The following is a 24616-nucleotide window of genomic DNA, read 5'->3' as shown; positions in this document are numbered from 1 at the left end:
GAGTCCGGTTTTTTTTCGCCTCCTGTTTCACGCGGCGGTGTCGATGCAGAAGTCCAGCAGGCTCACCCCCGTTAACAGATCGGTCTCCGGAAGGTCCGCATGCTGGTGCCCGCCAAGGGCGCAATACACCAGCCAGTGGCGATCCTGGACGTTGAAAGCCAGGCCGCCGATCAGCGCTTCCTGCTCATCGCTTTGGGCGACCAGATACAGCCGATCCTGGTTTTGCGCGTGCAACATGACAAGCTCCTGAGGCGTCAAAGGGCAACAGAGTGGACTGTTAAGGTGACGTTCAGGTGACGCCGTAAATTACTGGATACATTAGACGTCAATGGGGGAGGGAGCATTTCAGGCGCCGGACGCCACTATCGTTCAGGTTGGTAACTGAGCTGATACCAAGACACTGTTCCACTGAGGTTCGCCATGGCGCTGTCCGCACTACTGATCAATGTTGTAGCGTTAGCGGTAGCGTGCCCGGGAGCGGCACTGTTGTTCATCACCCGCCTGCGCGAACAACGCGCGATGGCCGACCTGACCGCGAAAAGCCAAGACCGCACCATCGACCAGCCGATGCTGTTTCTGGATGTGTGCACCGAGCGCGCGCATCGGGTGGCTTACCGTGTTGGGTTTGCCTGCCTGGGGATGGCGCTGGTTATTTCCTGGCTCAGTACCCATTTGTAATTACGGCGCAGAACACATGTGGGGGTGGGTTGGCTCGCGGAGGCGGAGTGTCAGTCAACACATGATTGACTGACTAACCGCCTTCGCGAGCTAGCCTACCCCCACATTTTTGGTCTGTATTACAAAGGTATGCCGGCCTTGACCCGATACTGATTACGCACCGGCGTGGCGTATTGCACCACCAGGAACGGTCGGTGCTCGGCCGGGCACTCGTTCAAGCGCCGCTCCCATTCTGCTTTCGCCTTGGCCAGTTCGTCGGCCGGGAATACCTCGGCCGCCGTCGGCACCTGCAATTGCGGGTCGGCGTCGCTCCATTGGGCATACGCCAGGTAATGCACCGGGAACAGCCGGTAACCGCCGAGAATCTGCCGGTCCATTTCCACGGCCAGCAGCTTGGTGTCTTCGAAACGCTCGGTGATCGGCGGTGCGAAGTTGATGTGCACCCGCCCCTTGTAGCCCGTGATGCCAAGGGCGATGCTCACGTCATCCTCGCCCGGCGCCTTGCTGTAGGTGCCGGTGGTGGCGCGGATGTAAAGCTCGCGAGCCTTGGCGGTATCGCACGGGTCGTACTCGTAGCTGATCGACACCGGCGTCAGGTTCAACGACTGGATGACCTCGGCAAACGGCTCATCCTTGCGGCTGACGTGGAACATCTTGAGGATCGCCGACTCGGTGCGGTCATCCCCATCCTTGGCGCGCCCTTCGGCCTGGGCAATCCAGATCGATTGGCAGTCGTTGCGGATCGAATGGTTGATGTAGGCTGACAGTAGGTTGAATGCCGCCATCTTTTCCTTTCGCCCGGTGATCGAGCGGTGCACGATAAAGCTCTTGTTCAGGCGCATCAGGTCGCTGACAAACGGCTTTTGCAGCAGGTTGTCGCCGATGGCGATACGCGGCGTCGGCAGGCCGGCGTGGTACACGGCGTAGTTGACGAAGGCCGGGTCCATCACGATATCGCGGTGGTTGGCGAGGAACAGGTAGGCGGTGCCGGACTTGAGCTGCTCGACGCCGGTGTAGGTCACACCGTCGGTCGCCCGGTCAATAGTGTGGTCGACGTAGTACTCGACTTTGTCCTGCAGCGTAGCAACGGTGGTGACGCCGGCGAATTCACGGCGCAGTTTGCGGGCGATCATCGGCTTGAGCAGCCAGCCCAGGGCGCCGGCAAAGCGCGGGAAGCGGAAGTGGGTCAGGATGTCCAGAAAGGCCTTGTCACTGAACAGGCGTGCCAGCACTGCCGGGACTTCGCTGTCGTTGTAAGGTCGGATGGTATCGAATTCGCCCATCATGCTCTCTTGTTAGAAACGGCTAGGGTAAGTAAAGGAAATGCCAGGGTGCGGCCTGAGTAATGGGCTCAGCCGAAATTATAACCCTGTAAATAGACCGGCGATTATACGCACAAGTCACCTTGGAGGCTGCGATGCTGGAAACTGCGACGTACGATTGTCCTTATTGTGGTGAAGAGGTCGAGACAACGGTGGATTTGTCCGGCGGCGATCAGACGTATATAGAAGACTGTCAGGTGTGTTGCCGGCCAATCAGTTTCAATCTGCAGGTGCATGGTGACGAGTGGATGCTCGAAACCCGTAGCGAAAACGAATGACAGGTACGCCCATGCAGCGAATCTACGAACCGGAAAACCTGATGGAAGGCGAGCTGCTGCAACAGATGCTCGCCAGCGAAGGTATCGAGGCCCACCTGGTGGGCCGGCATTTGCTCGGCGGCACTGGCGAACTGCCCATCTTCGGCCTGCTGGGCCTGGAGGTGGACAACGACCGGGCCGTTGACGCGCGTGAGCTGATCACCGCCTACATCGGCGCGCAACCCCTGCCGGGTGATGAACCTGACAGCTTCCCCGACGTGCTGGTCTGTTAGGCTGTCGGTCGGTTTACCCAAGAGTCATGTTGCCCCATGTGTGGACGTTATGCCCTGTTTCGCTGGAACCCCGCTTTTGCTGCCTTGCCGGGTTTCCCGGCCGACCAGCAGGCCCAGTGGAACATCTCCCCGAACGATTCGGTGCTGATCCAGCGCACCACCGACGGCCAGCTCACCCTGGCGCGGGCCCGCTGGGGCCTGACACCGCCCTGGCTGACCGACCTTTCGCGCACGCCGGCCCATGCCCGCGCCGAAACCCTGGCCGAACAACCGATGTTTCGCGAAGCGTTCCGCCTGCGCCGTTGCCTGCTGCCGGCCAATGGGTTCTACGAATGGCGCGGCACCCAGCGCAAGCGTCCGTACTGGCTGACGCCAGGAGAGGGTTCCACTTTGTTTTTTGCCGCGATCTGGGAAGCGTATCCGGTGCAGGAACAGGTGTGGCTGAGCACCGCGGTGGTGACCCAGGCTGCGCAGAGTCAGCGTCGGCCGCTGATCCTTGATGCGGCGGGGCAGGCGGCCTGGCTCAATCCCGAAACACCGCTGCCGGTGTTGCAGGCTTTACTGGCCAGTGAGCCCACCGCGTTGCGCGAGCGGGTGCTGGCCAACATGGTCAATGATCCGAAGCTCAATGGGCCGGAGTGCTTGACCCCGGCTTGAGCCTATTGGCTATCTGTTGCTTTCACTGGTCTGTTCGCGAGCAAGCCCGCCGCAGATCCCTAAACCTTGAACTGATTGATCAAGCGCCGCTGCTGCTCCGCCAGCTTGGTCAAATCCGCACTGGCCGCGCTGGATTCATCCGCGCCGCCCGCCACTTCATTGGCCACCTGGCCGATGTTGATCACGTTACGATTGATGTCCTCTGCCACCGCGCTCTGCTCTTCGGCCGCACTGGCGATCTGGGTGTTCATGTCGTTGATCACCGACACCGCCTGGGTGATGGTTTCCAGCGCTTCGGCCGCCTTCGCCGCGTGTTGCACGCTTTCATCGGTGCGGCTTTGGCTGTCCTCCATCACCCGTACCACGTCCCGCGTGCCTTGTTGCAACTGCTGGATCATGGTCTGGATTTCTTCAGTGGCTTTTTGAGTCTTCTGCGCCAGGTTGCGCACTTCGTCAGCGACTACGGCGAAACCTCGGCCTTGCTCGCCAGCACGTGCCGCCTCGATTGCAGCATTGAGCGCCAGCAGGTTGGTCTGCTCGGCGATACCGCGAATCGCGGTGAGGATGGCGTTGATGTTCTCGCTGTCCTTGGCCAGGGTTTGCACCACGCCCACTGCCTTGCCAATTTCTGCGGCCAGCGCGCCAATCGAGATCGAAGTGTCGCGCACAATGCGCATGCCCTGGCTCGCGGCCTGATCGGCATGGCTGGCGGCTTGCGCGGCCTGGGTGGCATTGCGCGCAACGTCTTGCGCAGTGGCAGTCATCTCATGCACGGCGGTGGCCACCTGGTCGATTTCCACCATTTGTTTATGCACGCCCTGGTTGGTGCGAATCGCAATGTCAGCGGTGTGCTCCGACGAGTCACTGACCTTCTGCACTGAACTCACCACCTGGGTGATCATGCCTTGCAGCTTGATCAGGAAGGTGTTGAAGCCGTTGGCGATCGCGCCCAGTTCATCGGCGCGATCGCTGGCCAGGCGCCGCGTCAGGTCGCCTTCGCCCTGGGCGATGTCATTGAGCATGGCCACCATTTGCTTGAGGGGGCGGGCGATGCCGTGGCCCACCAGCCAGATCACCAGCAAGCCGGCACCGGCGATCATTAGGCCGGCAATGGTCATGCCGAAGATATCGGTCTTGCGCTGGGCTTCCAGGTCGCTTTGCAATTTCTGCGAGTCGGCCATCACTGCGCCCAGGGGCAACTGCATCATCAAGGTCCAGCGCGCGTCGGTCTGGCCGATGCTGAAGGGCAGGAACAGCTCGATATGCCCGTGTTCCCGGTCGATGTCGTAGCGCACTTCACCGGCTTTGAGTTGGCCGAGGTTGGCCAGTTCGTTGCCGTCGAGCAGGTCGCTGGCTTTTTCGCCGAGTTTGCTGGCGTCCTTGGTATAGGCCACAAGGCGTCCGTTACTGGAGATCAGTGCCAGTTCACCGGCACCGTCGTAGAGTTTCTGATCGGCGCTGGTGAGCATGTCCTGGATGAAATTGACCGAGAGATCGGCACCGACGATGCCCTGGAAGGTGCCGTCGATCAGGATCGGCTCGATAAAAGAAGCCAGCATCACCATCGCATTGCCCACCTTGTAAGGGGCCGGGTCGATGACGCAGGCTTTTTTGCTTTCCCTGGAGCACAGGTAGTACTCGCTGGCACGCACCCCGGTGGAGAGGATTTTCTGGTCGGCCACGTCAGCGAGTTTATCCAGGCCCAGGCTGCCATCCGCGTTGCGGTACCACCACGGCAGGAAACGTCCGTCTGCGCCTATGCCAAGAATGGGGCTGTTCACGTAGGCCGTGTCGTTGTGATCAATGGCATTGGGCTCCCAGCCAATGTAGGCACCGAGGATCTTCGGGTTGCGCACCACGGTTTCATGCAGCAGGTTGATCAATTGTTCACGTCCGACCTGCAGGGCAGGTTCGCCATTAGCGTCTTTCATGCCGAGCAGGGCGTTGGCGGTGGACAGGCTCTTGGCAGTCACCAGCGGGGCTTCCAGCTCACGCTGGATCAACGTGGCCTGGGTGTGCGCCAGGGCGGTGAGGCGTTGCTCGACGATCTGTTCGAACTGAGCCTGGGTGCGCTCCTGCACCATCGCCTGGGTTCGCGCGCCGGCAAACAAGGCGTAAAGCACCAGCACTGCGACCACACTCAGGACAATAGCGCCAGCCAGTGCCGCGACAGAAAATTGAATCGACTTGAATTTCATAAAAGCTCCGGGCACTGAGGGGAGGGTCCGCCTTTTTGTATCGGCCACGGCCGCGTTGGGCATGAGCATTTTTCCGACAAAAATGTCAGGGGTGTCGCGAATGGAATGCCCGCCGCCGTTGATGGGATAGGTGAGATGTATCCGAAAATCGTTAGTTACACGTCTGGTGTATCTGGCGCAGATACAAATGTGCGCCTACGATACGCGCCATGTTTCAGGGCGTATTTTCAGGGAGAGTGTTCATGAAGAAGTCATTGGTGATAAGTGGTTTGGTTGCAGCGATGCTGCTGGCCGGGTGTCAGTCGGTCAATACCACCAGCGGCGGTGCCGTTGGAGTGGAGCGCAAGCAGTACATGTTCAGCATGCTGTCGAGCCAGGAAGTCGACCAGATGTATGCCCAGTCCTACCAGCAGACGTTGGGCGAAGCCAGCAGCAAAGGCCAGTTGGACAAGACCAGTGCCAACGCCAAGCGCGTGCAGGCCATTGCCAAGCGTTTGATCGCCCAGGCGCCGACCTTCCGCCCCGATGCTGCGCAGTGGAAGTGGGAAGTGAACCTGATCAAGAGCGACGAGATGAACGCCAACTGTGGGCCTGGCGGCAAGATCTTCGTGTACAGCGGGTTGATCGATAACCTCAAGCTCACGGATGACGAACTGGCCGCCGTGATGGGCCATGAAATCGCCCACGCCTTGCGTGAGCATGGCCGCGAAGCCATGTCCAAGGCCTACGGGATCGAGATTGCCAAGCAGGGCGCCGGTGCGTTGTTCGGCCTCGGCCAGGACAGCCTGGCACTGGCCGACACGGTCGCCAACTACGGCATGACCTTACCCAACAGCCGCAGCAATGAAAACGAAGCGGACTTGATCGGCCTGGAACTGTCGGCCCGCGCCGGCTACAACCCGAACGCGGCCATCACGCTGTGGAACAAAATGGCCAAGGCTTCGGAAGGCGCACCGCCGGAGTTCATGAGTACTCACCCGGCTTCCGACAGCCGGATTGCCTCGTTGCAGGCGGCGATTCCGAAGGTGATGCCGCTTTACCAGCAGGCCAGGAAGTCTTAGGGTTTTAGCGGCAAGCTTCAAGCTGCAAGAAAAGGTACTGCTACCGTCTTGCAGCTTGCAGCTTGTAGTCAGACCCATCCGCTGCTTTGCATGGCCTTGTACACTGCCACGATAGCCAGGATGAAAAACGCCGTAGCTGCCAACCGGCGAATCAAGGTCAACGGCAGTTTCTCCGCCGCAAAATTACCCGCCAATACCACCGGCACGTTGGCAATCAGCATGCCCACGGTCGTCCCGATAATCACCAGCCAGAGTTCCGGATACTGCGCCGCCAGCATGACCGTGGCGATCTGCGTCTTGTCTCCGATCTCGGCGAGGAAGAACGCAATCAGTGTGGTCAGGAACGGCCCGAATTTACGCGTGGTGCTGGCTTCGTCATCGTCGAGTTTGTCCGGTACCAGGGTCCACAGGGCCGTGGCGCAGAAGCTTGCCGCCAGGATCCAGTGCAATACCGCGTCCGAGAAGAAACTTCCGAACCAGGCGCCAACGGCACCTGCGGCCGCGTGGTTGGCCAGGGTCGCGGCAACGATGCCGGCGATGATCGGCCAGGGCTTGCGAAAGCGAGCAGCAAGGATGAGCGCGAGCAGTTGCGTCTTGTCGCCGATTTCGGCCAAGGCAACGACTGCAGTAGGAACGAGTAATGAATCCAGCATCAGGTAGGTTTCCAGGGGCGGGTCGACACGGCTATGACACGTACAGCCTTCCCGCCCCGGGTAAGGTGTGCGTGTCATAGGTCTTGTCAAACCCCGGTCCGTCTGTGCGGACTCCTGGGTCGCATACGCCATGGTCTGTTGACCAAGTATGTTGACGTATGCCGGACGAGCGTGGCGCTCGTGGGAGACTACTCCCCTAGGACGGAGCGGATTCTGCCTAGGCAAAATCCATTCGGCAAGCCTTCTTTTTCAAACGCCCGTCAGCCGCGCTTGGCACGGTAGATGCGAAAACCATTGCCTTCGGCCTTGACCGCACAGATACCCAAGTGCTCTTCAATCAAGGGTTGGTACTTGAGGAAGCTGTTCGCGACTACGCGCAGTTCGCCGCCTTTTGCCAGATGTTTGCTGGCTTTTCGCAGCAGGTTTTCTGTGGCGAAGTAATCGGTGTGCACCCCGACATGGAACGGCGGGTTGGTCAGGATCGCGTTCAAACCCATCGGCGCTGCGTCAATGCCATCACCGGTCAGCACCTCGGCTTCCAGGCCATTGGCGGCCAGGGTCAGACGACTGCTGGCGGCGGCAAACGCATCCACGTCGAGCATCGTTACGGTGTTGTGCGGGTAGCGGCGTTTTACCGCAGCACCCAGCACACCGGCACCGCAACCGAAGTCCAGCAGATGGCCGCTCGGCAGTTTATCCAGGTGCTCCAGCAACAGCTCGGTGCCGCGATCCAGGCGACCATGGCTGAACACACCGGGCAAGCTCACCACCTTGAGTGGCCCTTCAGCCAAAGGCACGTCGAACACCTGAGCCAGGCTCTCCAGCTCGACCGCTTGTGGGGCATTGGCCACGGTGACTTGCCACAGTTGGCAATGCCGCGCGTTGTCGAGCTTGCGCGGTTTGCCAAAGGGAATCATCTGCTTGGCGGCGCTTTCGATACCGCCTTTTTTCTCACCCACCAGATACACCTCGGCGCCGGGCAGGCGCGCGGCCACGGCGTTAAGCAGGTAGTCGGTGAGGTCCTTGGACTTGGGCAGGAAGATCACCGCCGCGTCGAATTCGCGCTCAGGCACATTCACGCCAAATTGGCAGCGCTCGGGGAAGCGTGCGTCCAGCGCCGCTTGGTCGCCGGCATGCCAGCACCAGCCGTGCGCGTTGGGTAGGCGACCGAGCAGGTCGTCGGCGGGCAAACCTACCAACAGCAGGTTGCCTTGAAAAAGTTCGGCCTGACGAAGCAGTACTTCACTGCGCGGATCCATGGTCTGCTCCTCGAAAAGGGGCGCAGTTTATCAACTCACGACGCGCAGCGGGGCGCCGCTGAAAAAGCCCCGGGCGTTTTCCGCCAACTGGCCGACAATGCGCTGGCGCGCCTCGCGACTGCCCCAGGCATTGTGCGGGGTCACGATCAGCCGGGGAATATCGCCGGCCAGCAGCGGGTTGCCGTTCACCGGCGGCTCTACGCTCAGCACATCGGTCGCCGCGCCGCCCAGGTGGCCGTTACGTAACGCATCGGCCAAGGCTTGCTCGTTGATCAAGCCACCGCGCGCGGTGTTGAGCACAAACGCGCCGGGCTTGAGCAGCGCCAGCTCGCGGGCGCCGATTACGTCGCGGGTGTGGTCGTTGAGGGGGCAGTGCAAGGTGAGCGCGTCAACCTGCGCCAACAGCTCATCCAGGGGAACGCGATCAGCGCGGGCCGGGCGGCCCGGAATGGCTCCCAGTAACACGCGCATGCCAAAGGCTTCAGCCAGGCGCGCGACCGCGCTTCCCAATTCACCGTGGCCGAGCAAGCCAAGGGTTTTACCTTCCAGCTCGACAATCGGATGGTCCAGCAGGCAGAACTGTTTGGCTTGCTGCCACTGACCGGCGCCCACATCCCGTTGATAATCCTTCAAGCGCGTCGCCAGGTTGAGCAACAGCATGATCGTGTGCTGCGCCACGGACGGCGTGCCGTAGCCCTGGCAATTGCTCACGGTAATGCCGTGCGCGCGGGCGGCCTCGAGGTCGACGTTATTGGTGCCGGTGGCGGACACCAGGATCAGCTTGAGCGCCGGGCAGGCCGCCAGGGTTTCGCTGTTGAGGGCGATCTTGTTACTGATCGCAACCTGAGCGCCTTGCAGGTGTTCGATCACGTTCAGCGGCGTGGTGTCGCTGAACAAGTGCAGGTCGCTGAAGCTGTTGCGCAGTTCGCTGAGGTCGAGGTCCCCCAAATCCAGCGACGGGTGATCAAGGAAGACGGCGCGGCGATTGTTCGTCATCAACTGTACCTTTTGCGACAGGGTTTGAAGGCGTAATCTGTCGAGACTATCAGATGAAATAATCCGTTACTTAATGGAGTGAGTATGTACGCCACCGAGTTTTTGACCGTAGCGCTGATTCACTTATTGGCGGTGGCCAGCCCCGGCCCGGATTTCGCGGTGGTGGTGCGTGAGAGCGTGACCCACGGCCGTCGCGCCGGGACCTGGACTGCGCTGGGCGTGGGCTCGGCTATTTTCCTGCATGTGGGTTATTCGTTGCTCGGTATCGGCTTGATCGTGTCCCAATCCATCGTGCTGTTCAACGCGCTGAAATGGGCGGCGGCCGCCTACTTGCTGTACATCGGCTTCAAGGCCTTGCGCGCGCAGCCGGCCAAGCCCACGGGCGAGGGTGAATTGCATCGCGAAGCGGGCGAACGCACGCCCCGTGGCGCGTTTACCGCAGGTTTTGTGACCAATGGCTTGAACCCCAAGGCCACGTTGTTCTTCTTGTCGTTGTTCACCGTGGTGATCAACCCGCACACGCCACTGGCGGTCCAGGCCGGTTACGGCGTGTACCTGGCGGTGGCTACGGCGCTGTGGTTCTGCCTGGTGGCGATGTTGTTCAGCCAGCAACGCGTGCGCGCCGGGTTTGCGCGGATGGGGCATTGGTTTGATCGGACCATGGGTGCGGTGTTGATTGCGATTGGGGTGAAACTGGCGTTTACCAGCATGAAGTAAACGACATTCTCGAGTGAGCACCGCCGCATTGGATCTTAGTAAGGCTTCAGTGCTGGCGCAAAGCTAGCATTCGCTGGGTTCTGCAAATCATTCCTTTGGCTGATTTGGCTGAAACATAAGGTCTCTAAAGTGCAGGTCTTCAAGCCAAGACCGTGCAGTCATAAAAGGGATTCGTATGTTGCAGACCCGTGTCATTCCGCCCGCCGAAGGTGCGTACCAATACCCGCTGCTGATCAAGCGCCTGCTGATGTCCGGGACCCGCTACGAGAAAACCCGGGAAATCGTCTACCGCGATAAATTGCGCTACACCTATCCAACCCTGATCGAGCGGGTCGCTCGCCTGGCCAATGTGCTGACAGAAGCCGGGGTCAAGGCCGGTGACACGGTGGCGGTGATGGACTGGGACAGCCATCGCTACCTGGAATGCATGTTCGCCATTCCGATGATTGGTGCGGTGATCCACACCATCAACGTGCGCCTGTCGCCGGAGCAGATCCTCTACACCATGAACCACGCCGAGGACCGCTTTGTATTGGTCAACAGCGAGTTCGTGGGGCTTTACCAGGCCATTGCCGGGCAACTCACTACCGTCGACAAGACGTTGCTGCTCACCGATGGCGAGGCCAAGACCGCCGAGCTGCCAGACCTGGTGGGCGAGTACGAAACCCTGCTCGCCGCCGCCAGCCCGAAGTACGACTTCCAGGACTTCGACGAACACTCCGTCGCCACCACCTTCTACACCACCGGTACCACCGGCAATCCCAAGGGCGTGTATTTCACCCATCGCCAACTGGTGCTGCACACCATCGGCGTGGCCACCATCATGGGGAGCGTCGACAGCGTGCGGCTATTGGGCACGAATGATGTGTACATGCCGATCACGCCGATGTTCCACGTACACGCCTGGGGCCTGCCGTACGTGGCGACCATGCTTGGCCTGAAGCAGGTCTACCCCGGCCGCTACGAACCGGAATACCTGGTGGAGCTGTGGCGCAAGGAAAAGGTCACTTTCTCCCATTGCGTGCCGACCATCCTGCAAATGGTGCTCAATGCAAAAGCCGCCCAGGACGTGGATTTTGGCGGTTGGAAAATCGTCATTGGCGGCAGCGCGCTCAACCGCACTTTGTATGAAGCGTCCAAGGCCCGTGGCATTCAACTGACCGCCGCCTATGGCATGTCCGAGACTGGGCCGCTGGTGTCCTGCGCGCACCTCAACGAAGAGCTGATGGCGGGCACCGAGGATGAGCGCACCACCTATCGCATCAAGGCCGGCGTGCCCGGGCCGTTGGTGGAAGCCGCGATCATCGACGGCGACGGCCATTTCCTGCCCGCCGACGGCGAGTCCCAGGGCGAACTGGTATTACGTGCACCGTGGCTGACCGAAGGTTATTACAACGAGCCGCAGAAAGGCGCCGAGCTGTGGGCGGGCGGCTGGATGCACACCGGCGACGTGGCGACGCTGGACGCCTTTGGCGTGATCGATATCCGCGACCGCATCAAGGATGTGATCAAGACCGGCGGCGAGTGGATCTCTTCCTTGGCCCTCGAAGACCTGGTCAGCCGTCACCCGGCGGTACGCGAAGTAGCGGTGGTGGGCATCGCCGATCCGCAATGGGGGGAGCGTCCGTTTGCGTTGTTGGTGGTGCATGATGGCCATGTGATAGGGGCCCGCGAGCTCAAGGAACACCTCAAGCCGTTCGTGGAGTTGGGCCACTTGAGCAAGTGGGCGATCCCAAGCCAGATCGCTGTTGTTACTGAAATTCCCAAGACCAGCGTCGGCAAGCTCGACAAAAAACGTATCCGCATTGACATCATCGAATGGCAGGCCAACAACAGCACGTTCCTGTCCACCCTTTGAAGCCCCTCGCCGTGCCCGTCCGGGCACGGCAATGCTCTATCTGGCGCCTTTACTTGTGATTTGCCAATTTTCAGCCATCCTTCCCGGGTCGGCCTTCGCCGACATGGCGAAAGGGTCGTGGCAGACGGGTTGGTGATGCAAATCACACTTTAGAGGGATCAAGCACTACCCCCTGCTGGCTATAGTCCCTTCCAGAGTTTTTCAAGGATGCGGTGCTGCGGACCATGGAGGTTCAGTTGCAGTCCGGCATTGGAATCGTTGTATTCCGGCCGTTACAAGCATCAAAGAACGAACTCACTGCCATAACAATAATGCACATGGAGTAGCGTCGATGACCTCAGTAAACCAGTTCTGGCGCCGGGCAAAACTGCCCCTGGCCGTCAGTCTCGCCTCTACGCTCGCCGGGCCCGCATTCGGCGTCAGTTTCAATATCGGTGAAATCGAAGGGAGTTTTGACTCGTCTCTTTCCGTGGGTGCGAGCTGGTCGACAGCCAAGCCCAATCAGGATCTGATCGGCGCCAACAATGGTGGCAATGGTCTGTCCCAGACGTCCGATGACGGCCACCTGAACTTCAAGCGTGGTGAGACGTTCTCGAAAATCTTCAAGGGCATCCATGATCTGGAGCTGAAATACGGCGACACCGGCGTATTTGTGCGTGGCAAGTACTGGTATGACTTCGAACTCCAGGACGAGAGTCGCGAGTTCAAGGACATCAGCAACAGCAACCGCAAAGAGGGCGCCAAGTCCTCGGGCGGGCAAATTCTCGATGCGTTCATCTACCACAACTACAGCATTGCCGATCAGCCGGGTAACGTGCGATTCGGTAAGCAGGTAGTGAGCTGGGGTGAAAGTACCTTCATCGGCGGCGGCATCAACTCCATCAACCCGATCGACGTGTCTGCGTTTCGTCGTCCGGGGGCTGAAATCAAGGAGGGCTTGATTCCGGTCAACATGTTCTATGTGTCGCAGACGCTGACCGATAACTTGTCGGCGGAAGCGTTCTATCAGTTGGAGTGGGACCAGACGGTTACCGATAACTGCGGTACGTTCTTCTCGCAGCCGGACATTGTGTCTGATGGCTGTAAAGACAACCTTCGCGTGCTGAATAGCCGCCGTACGCTACCGGCCGCACTTAACCCAGGGTTGGCGGCTGCGGGTGTTGACGTCAACAACGAGGGCGTGCTGGTTCGTCGTGGGCCCGACCGTGATGCGCGTGACAGCGGCCAATTCGGCGTCGCGTTCCATTACAACTTCGAGCCGTTGGACACAGAGTTCGGCGCCTACTTTATGAACTATCACAGCCGTGCGCCGATTTTCAGTGCGCAGGGTGCTCCGCAATCGGCCTTTACCGGTCCTACGCCTGGACTGCCGCCACAGTTGCGCCCATTGGTTGTCGCGGGCAACTCCAATTACTTCATCGAATACCCAGAAGACATCCGGCTCTACGGTTTGAGCTTCTCCACCACGTTGCCTACGGGTACCGCGTGGAGTGGTGAGTTGAGCTACCGTCCCAATGCGCCGGTGCAGTTGAACTCTACCGATATACTGTTCGCGGGCGTCAAGCCGATTGGCGGGCCAGTATTGGGTAACGCATCCTTGCTCAATGGCAGCCCAGGCCAAGACCTGCATGGCTATCGTCGTAAGGAAATTTCCCAGTTCCAAACCACCTTTACTCACTTCTTCGACCAAGTCATGGGCGCGAGCCGCTTGACGTTGGTGGGTGAAGTCGGTGTTACCCATGTGGGTGGCCTAGAGAGCAAATCGGACGTGCGTTACGGTCGTGACCCGGTCTTTGGTCCAGGCACACTTCCGAACAATGCTTGTGCAGCACTCAACCTCTCTACGGCTCAAGGCGCTGGCTTGGGCAACGCCAACGGCCTGAACACCAACTGCAACAATGATGGTTTCACCACCGCCACTTCCTGGGGCTATCGCGGTCGGGCTATCTGGGAATACCCGGATGCCTTCGCGGGTGTGAACCTCAAGCCGAACGTGGCCTGGTCTCATGACGTCAAGGGTTATTCCCCTGGCCCAGGCGCTAACTTCGAAGAAGGTCGCAAAGCCGTCAGCCTCGGCCTGGACGCCGAATACCAGAACACCTACACCGCCAGCCTGAACTACACCAACTTCTTCGGAGGTGATTTCACGACCGTGAATGACCGCGATTTTGTTGCGCTCAGCCTTGGCGTGAACTTCTAAGCACACTGTATTTTCAGGAAGACCAGAACATGAAAATAACCAAAAGTCTGTTGCACGTAGGTGTGCTTGGGCTGTCGATCCTGGCGAGCAACGTCATGGCGGCCGTCTCGGCGGATGAAGCCGCGAAGCTGGGCACGAGTCTTACCCCGATGGGCGCTGAAATGGCCGGTAACGCCGCAGGCACCATTCCTAAATGGTCGCCGCTGCCAACCAACGCTGGCGCTGTCGACGCCCGCGGATTCCTGGCCAATCCTTACGCCAGTGAACAGCCGCAATTCACCATCACCGCGCAAAATGTCGAGCAGTACAAAGACAAGCTGGCGCCGGGGCAGTACGCGATGTTCAAGCGTTACCCGGACACCTTCAAGATGCCGGTCTACCCAACCCATCGCGGCGCTACGGTGCCAGCGGATGTGTTCGCGGCCATCAAGAAGAACGCCACCACCACTAACCTGGTATCTGGCGGTAACGGCCTGGAAAATTTCGAAACCGCCGTGCCGTTCCCTATTCCGAAAAGCGGCGTGGAGGTGATCTGGAACCACATCACTCGCTATCGCGGGGGCAGCGTGACCCGCTTGGTAACCCAGGCTACGCCGCAAACCAACGGCTCTTTCAGCCTGGTGTATTTCAAAGACCAGTTCGTGTTCCGCGACAAAATGAAAGACTTCGACCCGAAAAATCCGGGCAACGTGCTGTTCTACTTCAAGCAGCAAGTGACCGCGCCGGCCCGTCTGGCCGGTGGTGTGCTGCTGGTGCACGAAACCCTGGACCAAGTGAAGGAGCCACGTTCGGCGTGGGTCTACAACGCCGGCCAACGCCGTGTGCGCCGGGCACCGCAAGTGTCCTATGACGGTCCGGGTACCGCGGCCGATGGCCTGCGTACCTCCGATAACCTCGACATGTACAACGGCGCACCGGACCGCTACGACTGGAAGCTGGAAGGCAAGAAAGAAATCTACATCGCCTCCAACAGCTACAAGATCGACGATCCGAAGCTCAAGTACGCAGACATCATCAAGGCCGGCCACATCAACCAGGACCTGGCTCGCTACGAGCTGCGCCGCGTCTGGCATGTAGTCGCCACCTTGAAAGAAGGTCAGCGCCACATCTACGCCAAGCGTGATTTCTTCATCGACGAAGACACCTGGCAAGCAGCCGTCATCGACCACTACGATGGCCGTGGCCAACTGTGGCGCGTGGCTGAAGCGCATGCTGAGAACTACTACGACAAGCAAGTGCCGTGGTACGCCCTGGAAACCCTCTACGACCTGCAGTCCGGCCGCTACCTTGCACTGGGCATGAAGAACGAAGAGAAGCAGGCGTATGACTTCGGCTTCACCGCCACCACCAGCGACTTCACCCCAGCGGCGCTGCGTCAGGACGGCGTGCGCTAGGCTGAGTTAACCGAGGCAGCCTCCTTGGAAAAAAGCCCCGACCCGTTCGGGGCTTTTTTGTGTGGCGAATTTTTTTGTCGCAGTTCTTTTCAGGCAAATGTTGCAAAGATCTACAAACCTGCTGCTTTTACCGCTAGTCTGCGGACATCTGCAATGCCGACAACAGCCTTCTACAAGAGCCCGGCGATGACTGATCTGTCCCGAATCCAAGGGCCTGCCAGTGCGGTAATCCCCACGCTGGAGGGTCGCTTCTACAGGCCACCGCTGCCTGACGGCTATGTGCTGCGTCCGTGCCTGTGCGAACGCCTGAGTGCTGGCCTGGAAGGGCGGCTGCTGCTGGTGAGTGCACCCGCAGGGTTCGGCAAGAGTTCGTTGGCGGTGGAGTTCTGCCAGAGCCTGCCGGCCCATTGGCAAAGCCTGTGGCTGGGCCTGAGCCCACGGGATAACGACCCCGGCCGTTTCCTTGAGCGCCTGCTCGAGGGTCTGCAGCAATTTTTCCCGCAACTCGGCGCCCAATCCCTGGGGCTGCTGAAAATGCGCCAGCGTCACCAACCCTTTGCCTTTGAAGAATGGCTGGACGGCCTGCTCGATGAGCTGACCGTGCACCTGTCCCCGCGCGCGCCGTTGTTATTGGTACTGGATGACTACCATCTGGCCCAGGGGCCCGTGCTCGACCGTTGCCTGCAGTTTTTCCTCAACCATTTGCCCGATGGCCTGGTCGTGCTGGTCACCAGCCGTCAGCGCCCGGACTGGCATCTGGCGCGGCTGCGTTTATCGCGCCACCTGCTGGAGTTGCACGAACAGGATTTGCGCCTGACGCACAGCGAATCCCTGGCGGTGCTGGATCGCCACAGCAGTTCCTTGCGCGGCGAAGCCCTCGACAACCTGATCCGCCGTAGCGAAGGCTGGGTTGCCGGGCTGCGCTTCTGGTTGCTCGCCGCTTCCGAGGCCGGCAACGACGGTGCATTGCCGCAGAGCCTGCATGGCGGCGAAGGGCTGATCCGTGATTACCTGCTGGAAGAGGTGATCGACTGCCTCCCGGCCGAGGTACAGGCGTTTTTGTACGACACGGCCCCTCAGGATCGGTTTTGCAGCGAACTCTGCGACGCGGTGCGCGAAGCCCATGACAGCGCTGAAATCCTGCGTTACCTGCAAGCCCACCAAGTGTTCCTGGTGCCCCTGGACGAGCAGGGCCACTGGTACCGTTATCACCATTTGTTTTCAGACCTGCTGCGCACCCGCCGCGCCAGCAGCAATGTGCTGCCGCCGGCCAGCCTGCACCTACGCGCGTGCCGCTGGTTCAATGCCCAGGGCTTGATCGATGAGGCAGTGGAGCAAGCGTTGCGCGCCGGCCATCTGGATGTCGCCGCCAACCTGGTTCAGAACCTGTCCGAAGAGCAACTGCTGGCCGAGCAGAATGTGGGCATGCTGCTGCGTTGGAAAATGGACTTGCCCGACAGCTTGCTGATCAGCACGCCGCGCCTGATCGTGCTCTACAGCTGGGCCTTGGGTCTGGCCTGCCAGTTGGATGCGGCGGAAGAATTATCCAGCTACCTCAGCCGCTTCCTGCCAGCACCGTCGGCCACCGCACAAAAATCGATGCTGGCACAGTGGCTGGCGCTGAGCGGGATCATCGCCCGGGGCCGGGGCGATCGCGAGCTGACCCAGCGCTATTGCAGCCAGGCGCTGGAAAGCCTGCCGCAACGGCGTTACGGCCAGCGGTTGATGTGCCTGTCGACCCTTTCCAACCTGGCCATTGTCGATGCCGACCTGTGGCGTGCGCGTGGCTTGAATCGCGAATCCCTGGAGTTGGCGCAGCGCGTCGGCAACCCATTGTTCGAGGCCCTGGCCCATTACGATCGTGCGCGGGTGTTACAGGCCCGCGGTGAAATCCTGCGCTCCCTGGATGAAGTGCATCAGGGCCTGCAACGCCTGCAGGGCTTAGCGCCGCAGCGGTTGTACGCGGTGCGCGCGCGGTTGTCACTCTACGAAGGTTTTTTGCTGCTGGTGCGGCTACAACCCGAAGCCGGACTCGCCCGCTTGCGCGCCGGGCTCGTCGAAGCCCGTGCCTGCCGCGACATCAGTGTGTTGATCGGGCATTGCGTGATCGCCAATTTCGAAGGCCGCCGTGGTGACTTCGCCAAAGCCTTTGCTGAACTCGCCGAGGCCGAGCGCCTGATGCATATCTGGGACGTGCCGCCGATCTACTACCTGGCAATGATCACCCTGATTAAATGCGAGCTGTGGCTGGCCCAGGGCCGCACCGATTTGGCCGACGCCTGGCTGATGCGCCTGGGGCAAACCTACAACGGCGAGCAGGCCGCCGCCGCGCCGGAATTTCACCCGCACCTGCCACAACATATCGAGCTTCAACAAGCGGCGCTGGATGCCACTCGCCATCAACCCGTTGCGGCATTGCAACGGCTTGCAGCGTTGGCGCAGCAGGCGCACAACAGCGGCCGCCAGATGATTGCACTGATGGCGCTGACGCAGCAGGCCCAGTTGCTCTTGGAAAGTGGCCAGGAAGCCAAGGCGCGCGCGGTTCTGGTCCAGGCCCTTGAGGCCGGCGCCGGAGGGGCGTTGCAACCTTTCCAGCGCTTGCTGGAAGGGCACCCTGGCTGGATGCGCGAGCAACTGGGCAAGGATGCGCAGGGTCCGCTGAACCAGAGTTTGCTGGTGCGTCTACCGACGATCGTGACACCTGAGATAGCGCCGGCTCACGAAACCTTGAGCGCGCGTGAGTTGGCGGTGCTGAAACTGATTGCCCAAGGCTGCTCGAATCAGGAAATCAGTAACCAGCTCTTCATCTCACTGCACACCGTGAAGACACACGCCAGCCACATCAACAGCAAGTTGGGGGTGGAGCGGCGGACCCAGGCGGTGGCCCGTGCCAAGGCAATGGGCCTGCTGGCGTAGACCCTCCGACGTCTATGGCGCGCTTGGGCACTGGTTGGACGACCTGTCGACTGCCTGAAGAATCTGCGCCGCGAAGCGTTTGAGATTGTTCTGGTGGGCGAGCACCAGGTCGTCAATGCTCGCGCCGGCCGGCGACTGCAAGGTGGTGCGGCAGGTCAGTGGCGCGCGATCACTGCCGCTGGCTGACCGCAGACGCCATTTGACGTCGAGCAGTGCGTACTGGCCGGGCACGGAGTCAAAGCGCTGCACCTCAACGCGCAACAGCATGGGTTGCCGAGGGTTGCTGTTCGCCAATTGATCCACCAGCGCGCTCCTCAACTCATCCACCAGGCTGGCAGCCCACCACTGGGTGTCCAGGATCGCCACGCCACTGTTGCCTTGGCGAATCACTATCTGCGGACGGTCGACTTGTGGCGGCACACTGATACTTTCGATTTTTATCCCACCCGCGGCGGCCCCGGTGGTATTGCTCCACTGCGCCGGGGTCAGGGTATGAAAAGTAATCGGTGTACTGCTGCATGCCCCCAGCGCGAGCAATGCGCTGAGCAGGGTGATTTTCAACGTTAACGTCATGGCGCTTGCTCCACGGTTCATTTGCGCGGCGGCCCTTGCAGGTCCAACGGGGCGGCGTTGTCGGGGCGGCCGCGAATCAGTGATTCCGGGTGTCGGCCCAGGTAGTCCGATAGCTCGCGCAAGGAACGCGACATGCGACCCAGTTCATCCAGGGTCTGGGTCAGTTGCTCGCGTTGCGGTGAGTCTTCGGCCAGGGTCGAGTTGGCCGATTGCAACGTCTTGCTTACGTCAGCCAGGGTGTTCTGGACGCTGGGCAAGGTCTTGGCGTTGAACTGGGTCAGTCCTTTGCGCAATTCCACGAGGTTGCTGTCGAGGTTGCCGGCGATACGTTCGATCGGCAACTGGTTGATCTTGTTGACGATATTTTCGAATTTTTCCTGCAACTGTTCCAGGTTGCCAGGAATCGTGGGAATGCTGACCGGACGGGCTTTGGGATCGAACGCCACCTTCTCGGCTTTCGGGTAGAAGTCCAGGGCGATATACAACTGGCCGGTCAGCAAATTGCCGCTGCGCGCCTGGGCCCTCAGGCCGTTTTCGATAAACGAACCGATCAGGCGCACACCGGCGGCTTCGTCATTGGGGTCATGGTTCATCGTCTTGAGCAACTTGGTATGGGCCTGACCGAGCAATTGCGGGTAGATCACGATGCCGACGTTGAGCGGAAAGCTGCGCTTCTTCGCGTCGAAATCCAGGTTGATCGACACCACCTTGCCAAACGCGACGCCTAGGAATTCCACCGGTGCGCCGATCTTGAGCCCCCGCAGCGCCTGGTCGAAGCGCAGGCTCATGTATTGCCCCTGGCCATTGGGCGGGGCGAGGGCGGCGAGCTGATCGTCGAACAGTTCAAACGTGCGCTCTTCACCGGCCGGCTTGTCATTGGGGCTGTAAGGCGGTGCCAGGAAAGCGATACCGCCGACCAGCATGGACGACAGTGATTCGGTTTTCAGCGCGAAGCCATTGGCGCCCACACTCAGGTCAATGCCGCTGGCGTTCCAGAACCGCGTATTCTCGGTGACGTAGACATCGTTGGGCGCGTGCACGAACACCTCGATATCGACGCCCTTGCCTTCGGCATCCAGCTTGTACGCCACGACCTGGCCGACCTCGATTTTGCGGTAATACACCGGCGAGCCGATATCCAGCGAACCCAGGTTCTGCGCGTGCAGGGTGAAGCGTTTGCCCGGTTCGCCGTAAGTGATGGGCGGCGGGTTTTCCAGGCCGGTGAACTGTTTGGCGCGGGTGTCGGACTGGCCAATGTCGGCGCCGATGTAGTCGCCGGAGAGCAGGGTGTCGATGCCGGACACGCCGCCGGCGCCGATGCGCGGGCGTACCACCCAGAACTGCGAGTCGGCGCGAGTAAAGCTGTCGGCCTGCTTGGCCAGCTTTACGGTGGCGTTGACGCTTTTCTGGTCGTCACTCAAGGCCACTTCGGTCACTTGGCCGATCACCACGTTGCGGTATTTAACCTCGGTTTTATTCGCGGTCAGGCCACTGCCTGTCTTGAAGCTAAGGATGATAGTCGGGCCTTGCTGGAGCACGCTGTGAACCACCAGTGAAATCCCCACTAACACCGCAACGATCGGTACGATCCAAACCAGCGAAACGCTGAAACGCCGAGTCTTGACGGCCGGCGAGCCAGGGGATGGCGGGGTGTCAGGGGTGGGGGACGTCATCCGAGGTATCCTTGGTGTGTGGGGTTTCCCAGATCAGCCTCGGGTCGAAGCTCATGGCGGCCAGCATGGTAAACACCACCACCAGCCCGAAAAACAGAATGCCCAGGCGTGGCTCGATGGTGCCCAGGGCCTGGAACTTGACCAGCGCGGCCACCAGCGCAACCACGATCACGTCGAGCATGGACCAGTAGCCGATCAGTTCGACAAACCGAAACAGCTTCGAGCGTTCCTTGCGCGCCCAGCGGCTGTTGCGCTGCACGGTGACCAGCAGCAGTGTCAATGACACAAACTTGATGCCCGGCACCGCGATGCTGGCGATGAAAATAATCAGCGCAATGTCCCACGCACCATGCTGCCAGAACTCCAGCACGCCGCTCATGATGGTGCTGTCCGCGCCTGAACCGAGCATGGTGGTGTTCATCACAGGCAGCAGGTTGGCCGGTACATAAAACACCAGCGCCGTCAGCATATAGGCCCAGGTACGGGTCAGCGAGTTGACTTTGCGCCGGTGCAGGGGGGCGTCACAGCGCTGGCATTCCGGCGCGCCGGTGCTGATGTCGGCAGACAGGCCGCAACTGTGGCACAGGCACAGGTTAAGCTCGCTGGCCGTCGGTGGCGGGTTCATACGGCGTCCCACAGATCGCGCACGTCACGACCGGCAATGCGGATCAGCAACAGGCTGAGCGCCGCCAGGGCAAATAGCCCGGTGCCGGGGATCACATCCAGCATACCGGCCAGCTTGAACACGGCCACCATCGCACCGAGCAGGCACACTTCCAGCATGCTCCAGGGTCTGAGCGCTTCCAGCCAGCGCATGCATAGCTTGAAGGCGGGCGAACGTCTGCCCGAGAGGGCGAAACTCAGCACCCAGGTCAGCAGCAATAGCTGAAACACCGGTGCGATGATGATGGAAATAGCGGCCACCAAGGCGATAAAGGTAATCGGCCCCAGGCTCAGCGCAACCACTGAATCCCACAGGGTGGCGCTGTTTTTCAGGCCTTGCAGGCTGATGCTCATCACCGGATAGAAATTGGCGAAAGTCCATAACACGGCGGCGGTAACGGTCAGGGCGAGACGTTGTTGTACTGACAGACCGTTGTAACGCTGGAGTACGCCCGCGCAGCGCACACAATGGGCTTTTTGATGTTTGGCGAGCGTGACTTTTTCGTACACACAGTCGCAGTGCTCGCAGATGATCAGCTGATTCGCCATGGGGCTCGCTCCAGCGCGGCGCGGTTGCGGTCTTGGATGGTTCTTCAATGGCGCTTGGAAAGCATAGCCGTTGGTACTCGGGACGCAATGCTCCCTTTCGGGTCAGGGGTGTCGTCAACCATACTCTGTGCCGAATATGCCATAGAGCCTGCTGGAGCACTGATGAATATTGAACACGCTGCAGTCATCCGCGAGACCTTTCCGGTCGGCCCTTTGCAGTGCAACTGCACCATCATCGGCGACCCGATCAGCAAAAAAGCCATCGTGGTCGACCCGGGTGGCAACCATGAGCTGATCCTGGCGCGCCTTGATGCATTGGGCCTCAAGGTCGTGAGCATTATCCACACCCATGCCCATCTCGATCACTTCCTGGCGTCCGGTCAGTTGAAAGAGAAGACCGGCGCCACGTTGCACTTGCACAAGGAAGATCAATTCCTCTGGGACAATCTGGAAATGCAATGCCAGATGTTTCGCGTTCCCTACACCCCGGTGCCTTCGCCTGATCGCTGGCTGGAAGATGATGAAGAATTGGCCTGCGGCTGCGGTGTGGCGTTGCACACACCGGGGCATACGCCGGGGTCGATGAGCTTTTGGTTTGCCGATGCCAAGCTGCTGATTGCGGGTGACACGCTATTTCGTCGCGGTATCGGGCGAACAGATTTGTGGGGCGGGGACCAGGCGACCATTGTGCGTTCGATCAAGCAGCGCTTGTATACCTTGGATGAGGGCGCGACGGTGGTGACCGGTCACGGCCCCGATACCCGGCTGGGTGATGAAATGCGCGAGAACCCTTTTGTGCGGGCGTAACGCAATAATTGCCAGGCAGGTGCTGTTCTATAGCAGGCACGCCTTGTCGGAAAAACTCAGGTCGTGTTCAGCGTGCGTCTGCTACGGTTTCTGTAGCCACGGAATTTTTACCGTTTGTCGCGTTCCAAACTCGGCACAGGTCCATTGCCAATGTCCTTTGCACCTTAGAATGCAAAAGTAGGAGCTCCCCCATGTTCACTTCGCGTCGTCTGCTTGTTGTTGCTACCGCTGTAGCCTTGTTGTCCGGCTGCGCATCACCTAACCCTTATGACGGCAGCAGCCAGGGACAGGCGAGTAACCAGTCCGGCGGTATGAGCAAGACCGCCAAGTACGGTGGCCTGGGTGCCCTGGCGGGTGCGTTGGCGGGCGCGGCCATCGACCATAACAACCGTGGCAAGGGCGCACTGATCGGTGCCGTGGTTGCGGGCGCCGGTGCTGCGGGCTATGGCTACTACGCCGACCAGCAGGAAAAGAAACTGCGTGAAAGCATGGCCAATACCGGTGTTGAAGTTCAGCGACAGGGCGACCAGATCAAGCTGATCATGCCGGGCAACATCACTTTCGCGACCAACTCGGACGCGATCTCCAGCAGCTTCTACCAGCCTCTGAACAACCTGGCCAACTCGCTCAAGCAGTTCAACCAGAATACCATTCAGATCGTTGGTTACACCGATAGCACCGGCAGCCGCCAGTTGAACATGGACCTGTCCCAGCGTCGTGCGCAGAGCGTGGCCAACTACCTGACGTCCCAGGGTGTCAATGGTGCCAACCTGACTGCACGCGGTGCCGGCCCGGATAACCCGATTGCCAGTAACGCAGACGTTAACGGCCGTGCCCAGAACCGTCGCGTTGAAGTGAACCTCGGTCCAATCCCAGGCCAGCAGTATGGCCAGCCAGGTGCCCAGCAACAGGCGCCACAGCAGAACAACCAGTTCCAGGGCAATCCGTACTCTCAATACCAATAAACGTTAATAAAAAAGGGCGCCATGCGGCTAATGCCGATCAGTTAAGCCTCATTGTTTGACCTTTGGCCGCAAGAAATCAAAATCCGATGCCTGAATAGGCGTCGGATTTTTTTATGCGTCTGGCTCTGGCATTGGAACTAGCCCACAACGTCGTCTCGACTCCCGATTCCCTCAAGGGATTGGATTCATGGCTTGATCCCTCTCTGGTCGAGCAGGCATTGCAACAGGCCGGTGTCGCCACCTTGTGCAAGCGGCGCTTATCGCAGCAACGAAATGAAGCTGGCAGAGCAACTGATCGACACCACGCCGGATCACTCGTTGACGTTGTTCGATCCCGGCTTTTACTCCCTGGGGTTGCTGCATCAGTGGCCGCAGGCCGGCACCGAGCGGCATTGGTTGATGCCGTTACGCAAAGGGGCGCAGTACGAAGTCATTCAGCGATTGGGCCGTCAGGATGCGGTGGTCTCGTTAAGCACTTCGCCGCAGGCCCGCAAGCAATGGCCGGGATTGCCGGAGCGACTGACCGCAAGGCTCCTGAGCAAAACCGTCAAGGGCAAGGTCTGTCAGACTTTGACGTCGATGGCCGACTCGCTGCGCTTCCCACCTGATGAAATCGTCGACCTGTACAGCCATCGCCGGGAGATCGAATTAGGGTTCCGGGAGATGAAACAGACACTGCTCAACAGCAGCTACACGCTGGGTAGCAAGACGCCCGAGATGATCGGCCAAGAGTTGTGGGGGAGGTGCTGGGCTACAACCTGTTGCGTTATCAGATGGTGGGAATGAGCCGCCATTGTCCGGGCATCCATCCGTGCGAACTGAGCTTCACCGCGTGTACTTGTGCTATCCGGCTGAAATCGCCGAAGTACCCGATCAAAAACAAAAATGCCAGTCAGCTTAACTGACTGGCATTACGCCATGCGGCGG

The 24616-nt window shown here is 60.1% G+C and carries 22 protein-coding genes, 2 pseudogenes and 1 riboswitch; of the genes and pseudogenes, 13 read left to right on the top strand and 11 right to left on the bottom strand.

Annotated elements, in window-relative coordinates:
* Nucleotides 1-27: 27 nt before the first annotated feature.
* The gene (locus AACY36_RS02010) at nucleotides 28-237 is read right to left on the bottom strand and encodes a hypothetical protein (protein WP_049709958.1); all 210 of its coding nucleotides are present in this window, start codon (nucleotides 235-237) and stop codon (nucleotides 28-30) included.
* Nucleotides 238-420: 183 nt separating this feature from the next.
* Between AACY36_RS02010 and AACY36_RS02005 the strand changes: the two genes are divergently transcribed.
* The gene (locus AACY36_RS02005; protein ID WP_339427151.1) at nucleotides 421-678 is read left to right on the top strand and encodes a hypothetical protein; all 258 of its coding nucleotides are present in this window, start codon (nucleotides 421-423) and stop codon (nucleotides 676-678) included.
* A 119-nt stretch (nucleotides 679-797) separates the two neighbouring features.
* Here the strand turns inward: AACY36_RS02005 and AACY36_RS02000 are convergent, their stop codons facing one another.
* Nucleotides 798-1961, bottom strand: coding sequence for a 1-acyl-sn-glycerol-3-phosphate acyltransferase (locus AACY36_RS02000; RefSeq protein ID WP_175402970.1), 1164 nt, complete (start codon nucleotides 1959-1961; stop codon nucleotides 798-800).
* 134 nt (nucleotides 1962-2095) lie between these two features.
* Between AACY36_RS02000 and AACY36_RS01995 the strand changes: the two genes are divergently transcribed.
* From AACY36_RS01995 to AACY36_RS01985, 3 genes are read left to right on the top strand one after another with little or no spacing between them, the layout of a single operon-like run.
* A complete protein-coding gene (locus AACY36_RS01995; RefSeq protein ID WP_065875072.1) occupies nucleotides 2096-2278 on the top strand; it encodes a CPXCG motif-containing cysteine-rich protein in 183 nt (60 codons plus the stop codon).
* Nucleotides 2279-2289: 11 nt separating this feature from the next.
* A complete protein-coding gene (locus AACY36_RS01990) occupies nucleotides 2290-2550 on the top strand; it encodes a putative signal transducing protein (protein WP_003171843.1) in 261 nt (86 codons plus the stop codon).
* 36 nt (nucleotides 2551-2586) lie between these two features.
* Nucleotides 2587-3207 (top strand): SOS response-associated peptidase, encoded by a 621-nt coding sequence (locus AACY36_RS01985; RefSeq protein WP_339417548.1) that lies wholly within the window; start codon nucleotides 2587-2589, stop codon nucleotides 3205-3207.
* 59 nt (nucleotides 3208-3266) lie between these two features.
* Here AACY36_RS01985 and AACY36_RS28155 read toward each other — a convergent pair whose 3' ends face one another.
* Both AACY36_RS28155 and AACY36_RS28150 read right to left on the bottom strand, forming a co-directional pair.
* Entirely contained in the window at nucleotides 3267-4010 is a 744-nt protein-coding gene (locus AACY36_RS28155) for a methyl-accepting chemotaxis protein (protein ID WP_370467845.1), read from the bottom strand.
* Between the two features lie 114 nt (nucleotides 4011-4124).
* A pseudogene (locus AACY36_RS28150) lies at nucleotides 4125-4307 on the bottom strand (HAMP domain-containing protein); the annotation flags it as partial.
* A 1340-nt stretch (nucleotides 4308-5647) separates the two neighbouring features.
* On the opposite strand from AACY36_RS28150, the gene AACY36_RS01975 reads away from it, so the two are divergent.
* Nucleotides 5648-6466, top strand: coding sequence for a M48 family metallopeptidase (locus AACY36_RS01975; RefSeq protein WP_339417550.1), 819 nt, complete (start codon nucleotides 5648-5650; stop codon nucleotides 6464-6466).
* A gap of 68 nt (nucleotides 6467-6534) precedes the next feature.
* On the opposite strand, the gene AACY36_RS01970 is transcribed toward AACY36_RS01975, so the two are convergent.
* From AACY36_RS01970 to AACY36_RS01960, 3 genes are all read right to left on the bottom strand, one after another.
* The gene (locus tag AACY36_RS01970; RefSeq protein WP_339417552.1) at nucleotides 6535-7119 is read right to left on the bottom strand and encodes a TMEM165/GDT1 family protein; all 585 of its coding nucleotides are present in this window, start codon (nucleotides 7117-7119) and stop codon (nucleotides 6535-6537) included.
* A gap of 88 nt (nucleotides 7120-7207) precedes the next feature.
* Nucleotides 7208-7329: riboswitch (yybP-ykoY riboswitch) on the bottom strand.
* A gap of 50 nt (nucleotides 7330-7379) precedes the next feature.
* Entirely contained in the window at nucleotides 7380-8378 is a 999-nt protein-coding gene (locus AACY36_RS01965) for a class I SAM-dependent methyltransferase (RefSeq protein ID WP_339417553.1), read from the bottom strand.
* Nucleotides 8379-8408: 30 nt separating this feature from the next.
* Nucleotides 8409-9374 carry a 2-hydroxyacid dehydrogenase gene (locus AACY36_RS01960; protein ID WP_339427149.1) on the bottom strand — a complete coding sequence of 322 codons (966 nt, stop codon included), beginning with the start codon at nucleotides 9372-9374 and terminating at the stop codon, nucleotides 8409-8411.
* An 84-nt stretch (nucleotides 9375-9458) separates the two neighbouring features.
* On the opposite strand from AACY36_RS01960, the gene AACY36_RS01955 reads away from it, so the two are divergent.
* The 5 genes from AACY36_RS01955 (at nucleotide 9459) to AACY36_RS01935 (ending at nucleotide 18459) form a co-directional block, all read left to right on the top strand.
* The gene (locus AACY36_RS01955) at nucleotides 9459-10091 is read left to right on the top strand and encodes a LysE family translocator (RefSeq protein ID WP_339417556.1); all 633 of its coding nucleotides are present in this window, start codon (nucleotides 9459-9461) and stop codon (nucleotides 10089-10091) included.
* Between the two features lie 175 nt (nucleotides 10092-10266).
* Complete coding sequence (locus tag AACY36_RS01950) at nucleotides 10267-11949, top strand: fatty acid--CoA ligase (protein ID WP_339417557.1); 1683 nt, start codon at nucleotides 10267-10269, stop codon at nucleotides 11947-11949.
* A 331-nt stretch (nucleotides 11950-12280) separates the two neighbouring features.
* On the top strand, nucleotides 12281-14149 hold the full coding sequence (locus tag AACY36_RS01945) for a DUF1302 domain-containing protein (protein ID WP_339417558.1): 1869 nt from the start codon (nucleotides 12281-12283) through the stop codon (nucleotides 14147-14149).
* A gap of 29 nt (nucleotides 14150-14178) precedes the next feature.
* Entirely contained in the window at nucleotides 14179-15543 is a 1365-nt protein-coding gene (locus AACY36_RS01940) for a DUF1329 domain-containing protein (protein ID WP_339417560.1), read from the top strand.
* 186 nt (nucleotides 15544-15729) lie between these two features.
* Complete coding sequence (locus AACY36_RS01935; protein WP_339427148.1) at nucleotides 15730-18459, top strand: LuxR C-terminal-related transcriptional regulator; 2730 nt, start codon at nucleotides 15730-15732, stop codon at nucleotides 18457-18459.
* A 12-nt stretch (nucleotides 18460-18471) separates the two neighbouring features.
* Here AACY36_RS01935 and AACY36_RS01930 read toward each other — a convergent pair whose 3' ends face one another.
* The 4 genes from AACY36_RS01930 to AACY36_RS01915 are packed head-to-tail and all read right to left on the bottom strand — an operon-like array spanning nucleotide 18472 to nucleotide 21917.
* Nucleotides 18472-19032, bottom strand: a complete 561-nt coding sequence (locus AACY36_RS01930) for a PqiC family protein (RefSeq protein ID WP_339417562.1) — start codon at nucleotides 19030-19032, stop codon at nucleotides 18472-18474.
* Nucleotides 19033-19049: 17 nt separating this feature from the next.
* Nucleotides 19050-20705: a PqiB family protein gene (locus AACY36_RS01925; RefSeq protein ID WP_339427146.1), complete on the bottom strand. Its 1656-nt coding sequence runs from the start codon at nucleotides 20703-20705 to the stop codon at nucleotides 19050-19052.
* On the bottom strand, nucleotides 20686-21330 hold the full coding sequence (locus AACY36_RS01920) for a paraquat-inducible protein A (RefSeq protein ID WP_339417565.1): 645 nt from the start codon (nucleotides 21328-21330) through the stop codon (nucleotides 20686-20688). The genes AACY36_RS01925 and AACY36_RS01920 overlap by 20 nt, the downstream gene beginning before the upstream one ends.
* Nucleotides 21327-21917 (bottom strand): paraquat-inducible protein A, encoded by a 591-nt coding sequence (locus AACY36_RS01915; RefSeq protein ID WP_339417567.1) that lies wholly within the window; start codon nucleotides 21915-21917, stop codon nucleotides 21327-21329. The genes AACY36_RS01920 and AACY36_RS01915 overlap by 4 nt, the downstream gene beginning before the upstream one ends.
* Nucleotides 21918-22079: 162 nt before the next feature.
* Here AACY36_RS01915 and AACY36_RS01910 point away from each other — a divergent pair, with 162 nt between their 5' ends.
* The 3 genes and pseudogenes from AACY36_RS01910 to AACY36_RS01900 form a co-directional block, all read left to right on the top strand.
* Nucleotides 22080-22724, top strand: coding sequence for an MBL fold metallo-hydrolase (locus AACY36_RS01910; protein ID WP_339417568.1), 645 nt, complete (start codon nucleotides 22080-22082; stop codon nucleotides 22722-22724).
* A 191-nt stretch (nucleotides 22725-22915) separates the two neighbouring features.
* On the top strand, nucleotides 22916-23689 hold the full coding sequence (locus AACY36_RS01905; protein WP_339417569.1) for an OmpA family protein: 774 nt from the start codon (nucleotides 22916-22918) through the stop codon (nucleotides 23687-23689).
* A gap of 267 nt (nucleotides 23690-23956) precedes the next feature.
* Nucleotides 23957-24516, top strand: a pseudogene (locus tag AACY36_RS01900) (IS4 family transposase); the annotation flags it as partial.
* Nucleotides 24517-24616 lie beyond the last annotated feature (100 nt).

The organism is Pseudomonas sp. EA_15y_Pfl1_P101, from assembly GCF_963970835.1.
Taxonomy (GTDB): Bacteria; Pseudomonadota; Gammaproteobacteria; order Pseudomonadales; family Pseudomonadaceae; genus Aquipseudomonas; species Aquipseudomonas tritici.
Note: the sequence above shows the minus strand (reverse complement) of the source record. Positions and strands in the feature narration are given on the sequence as shown.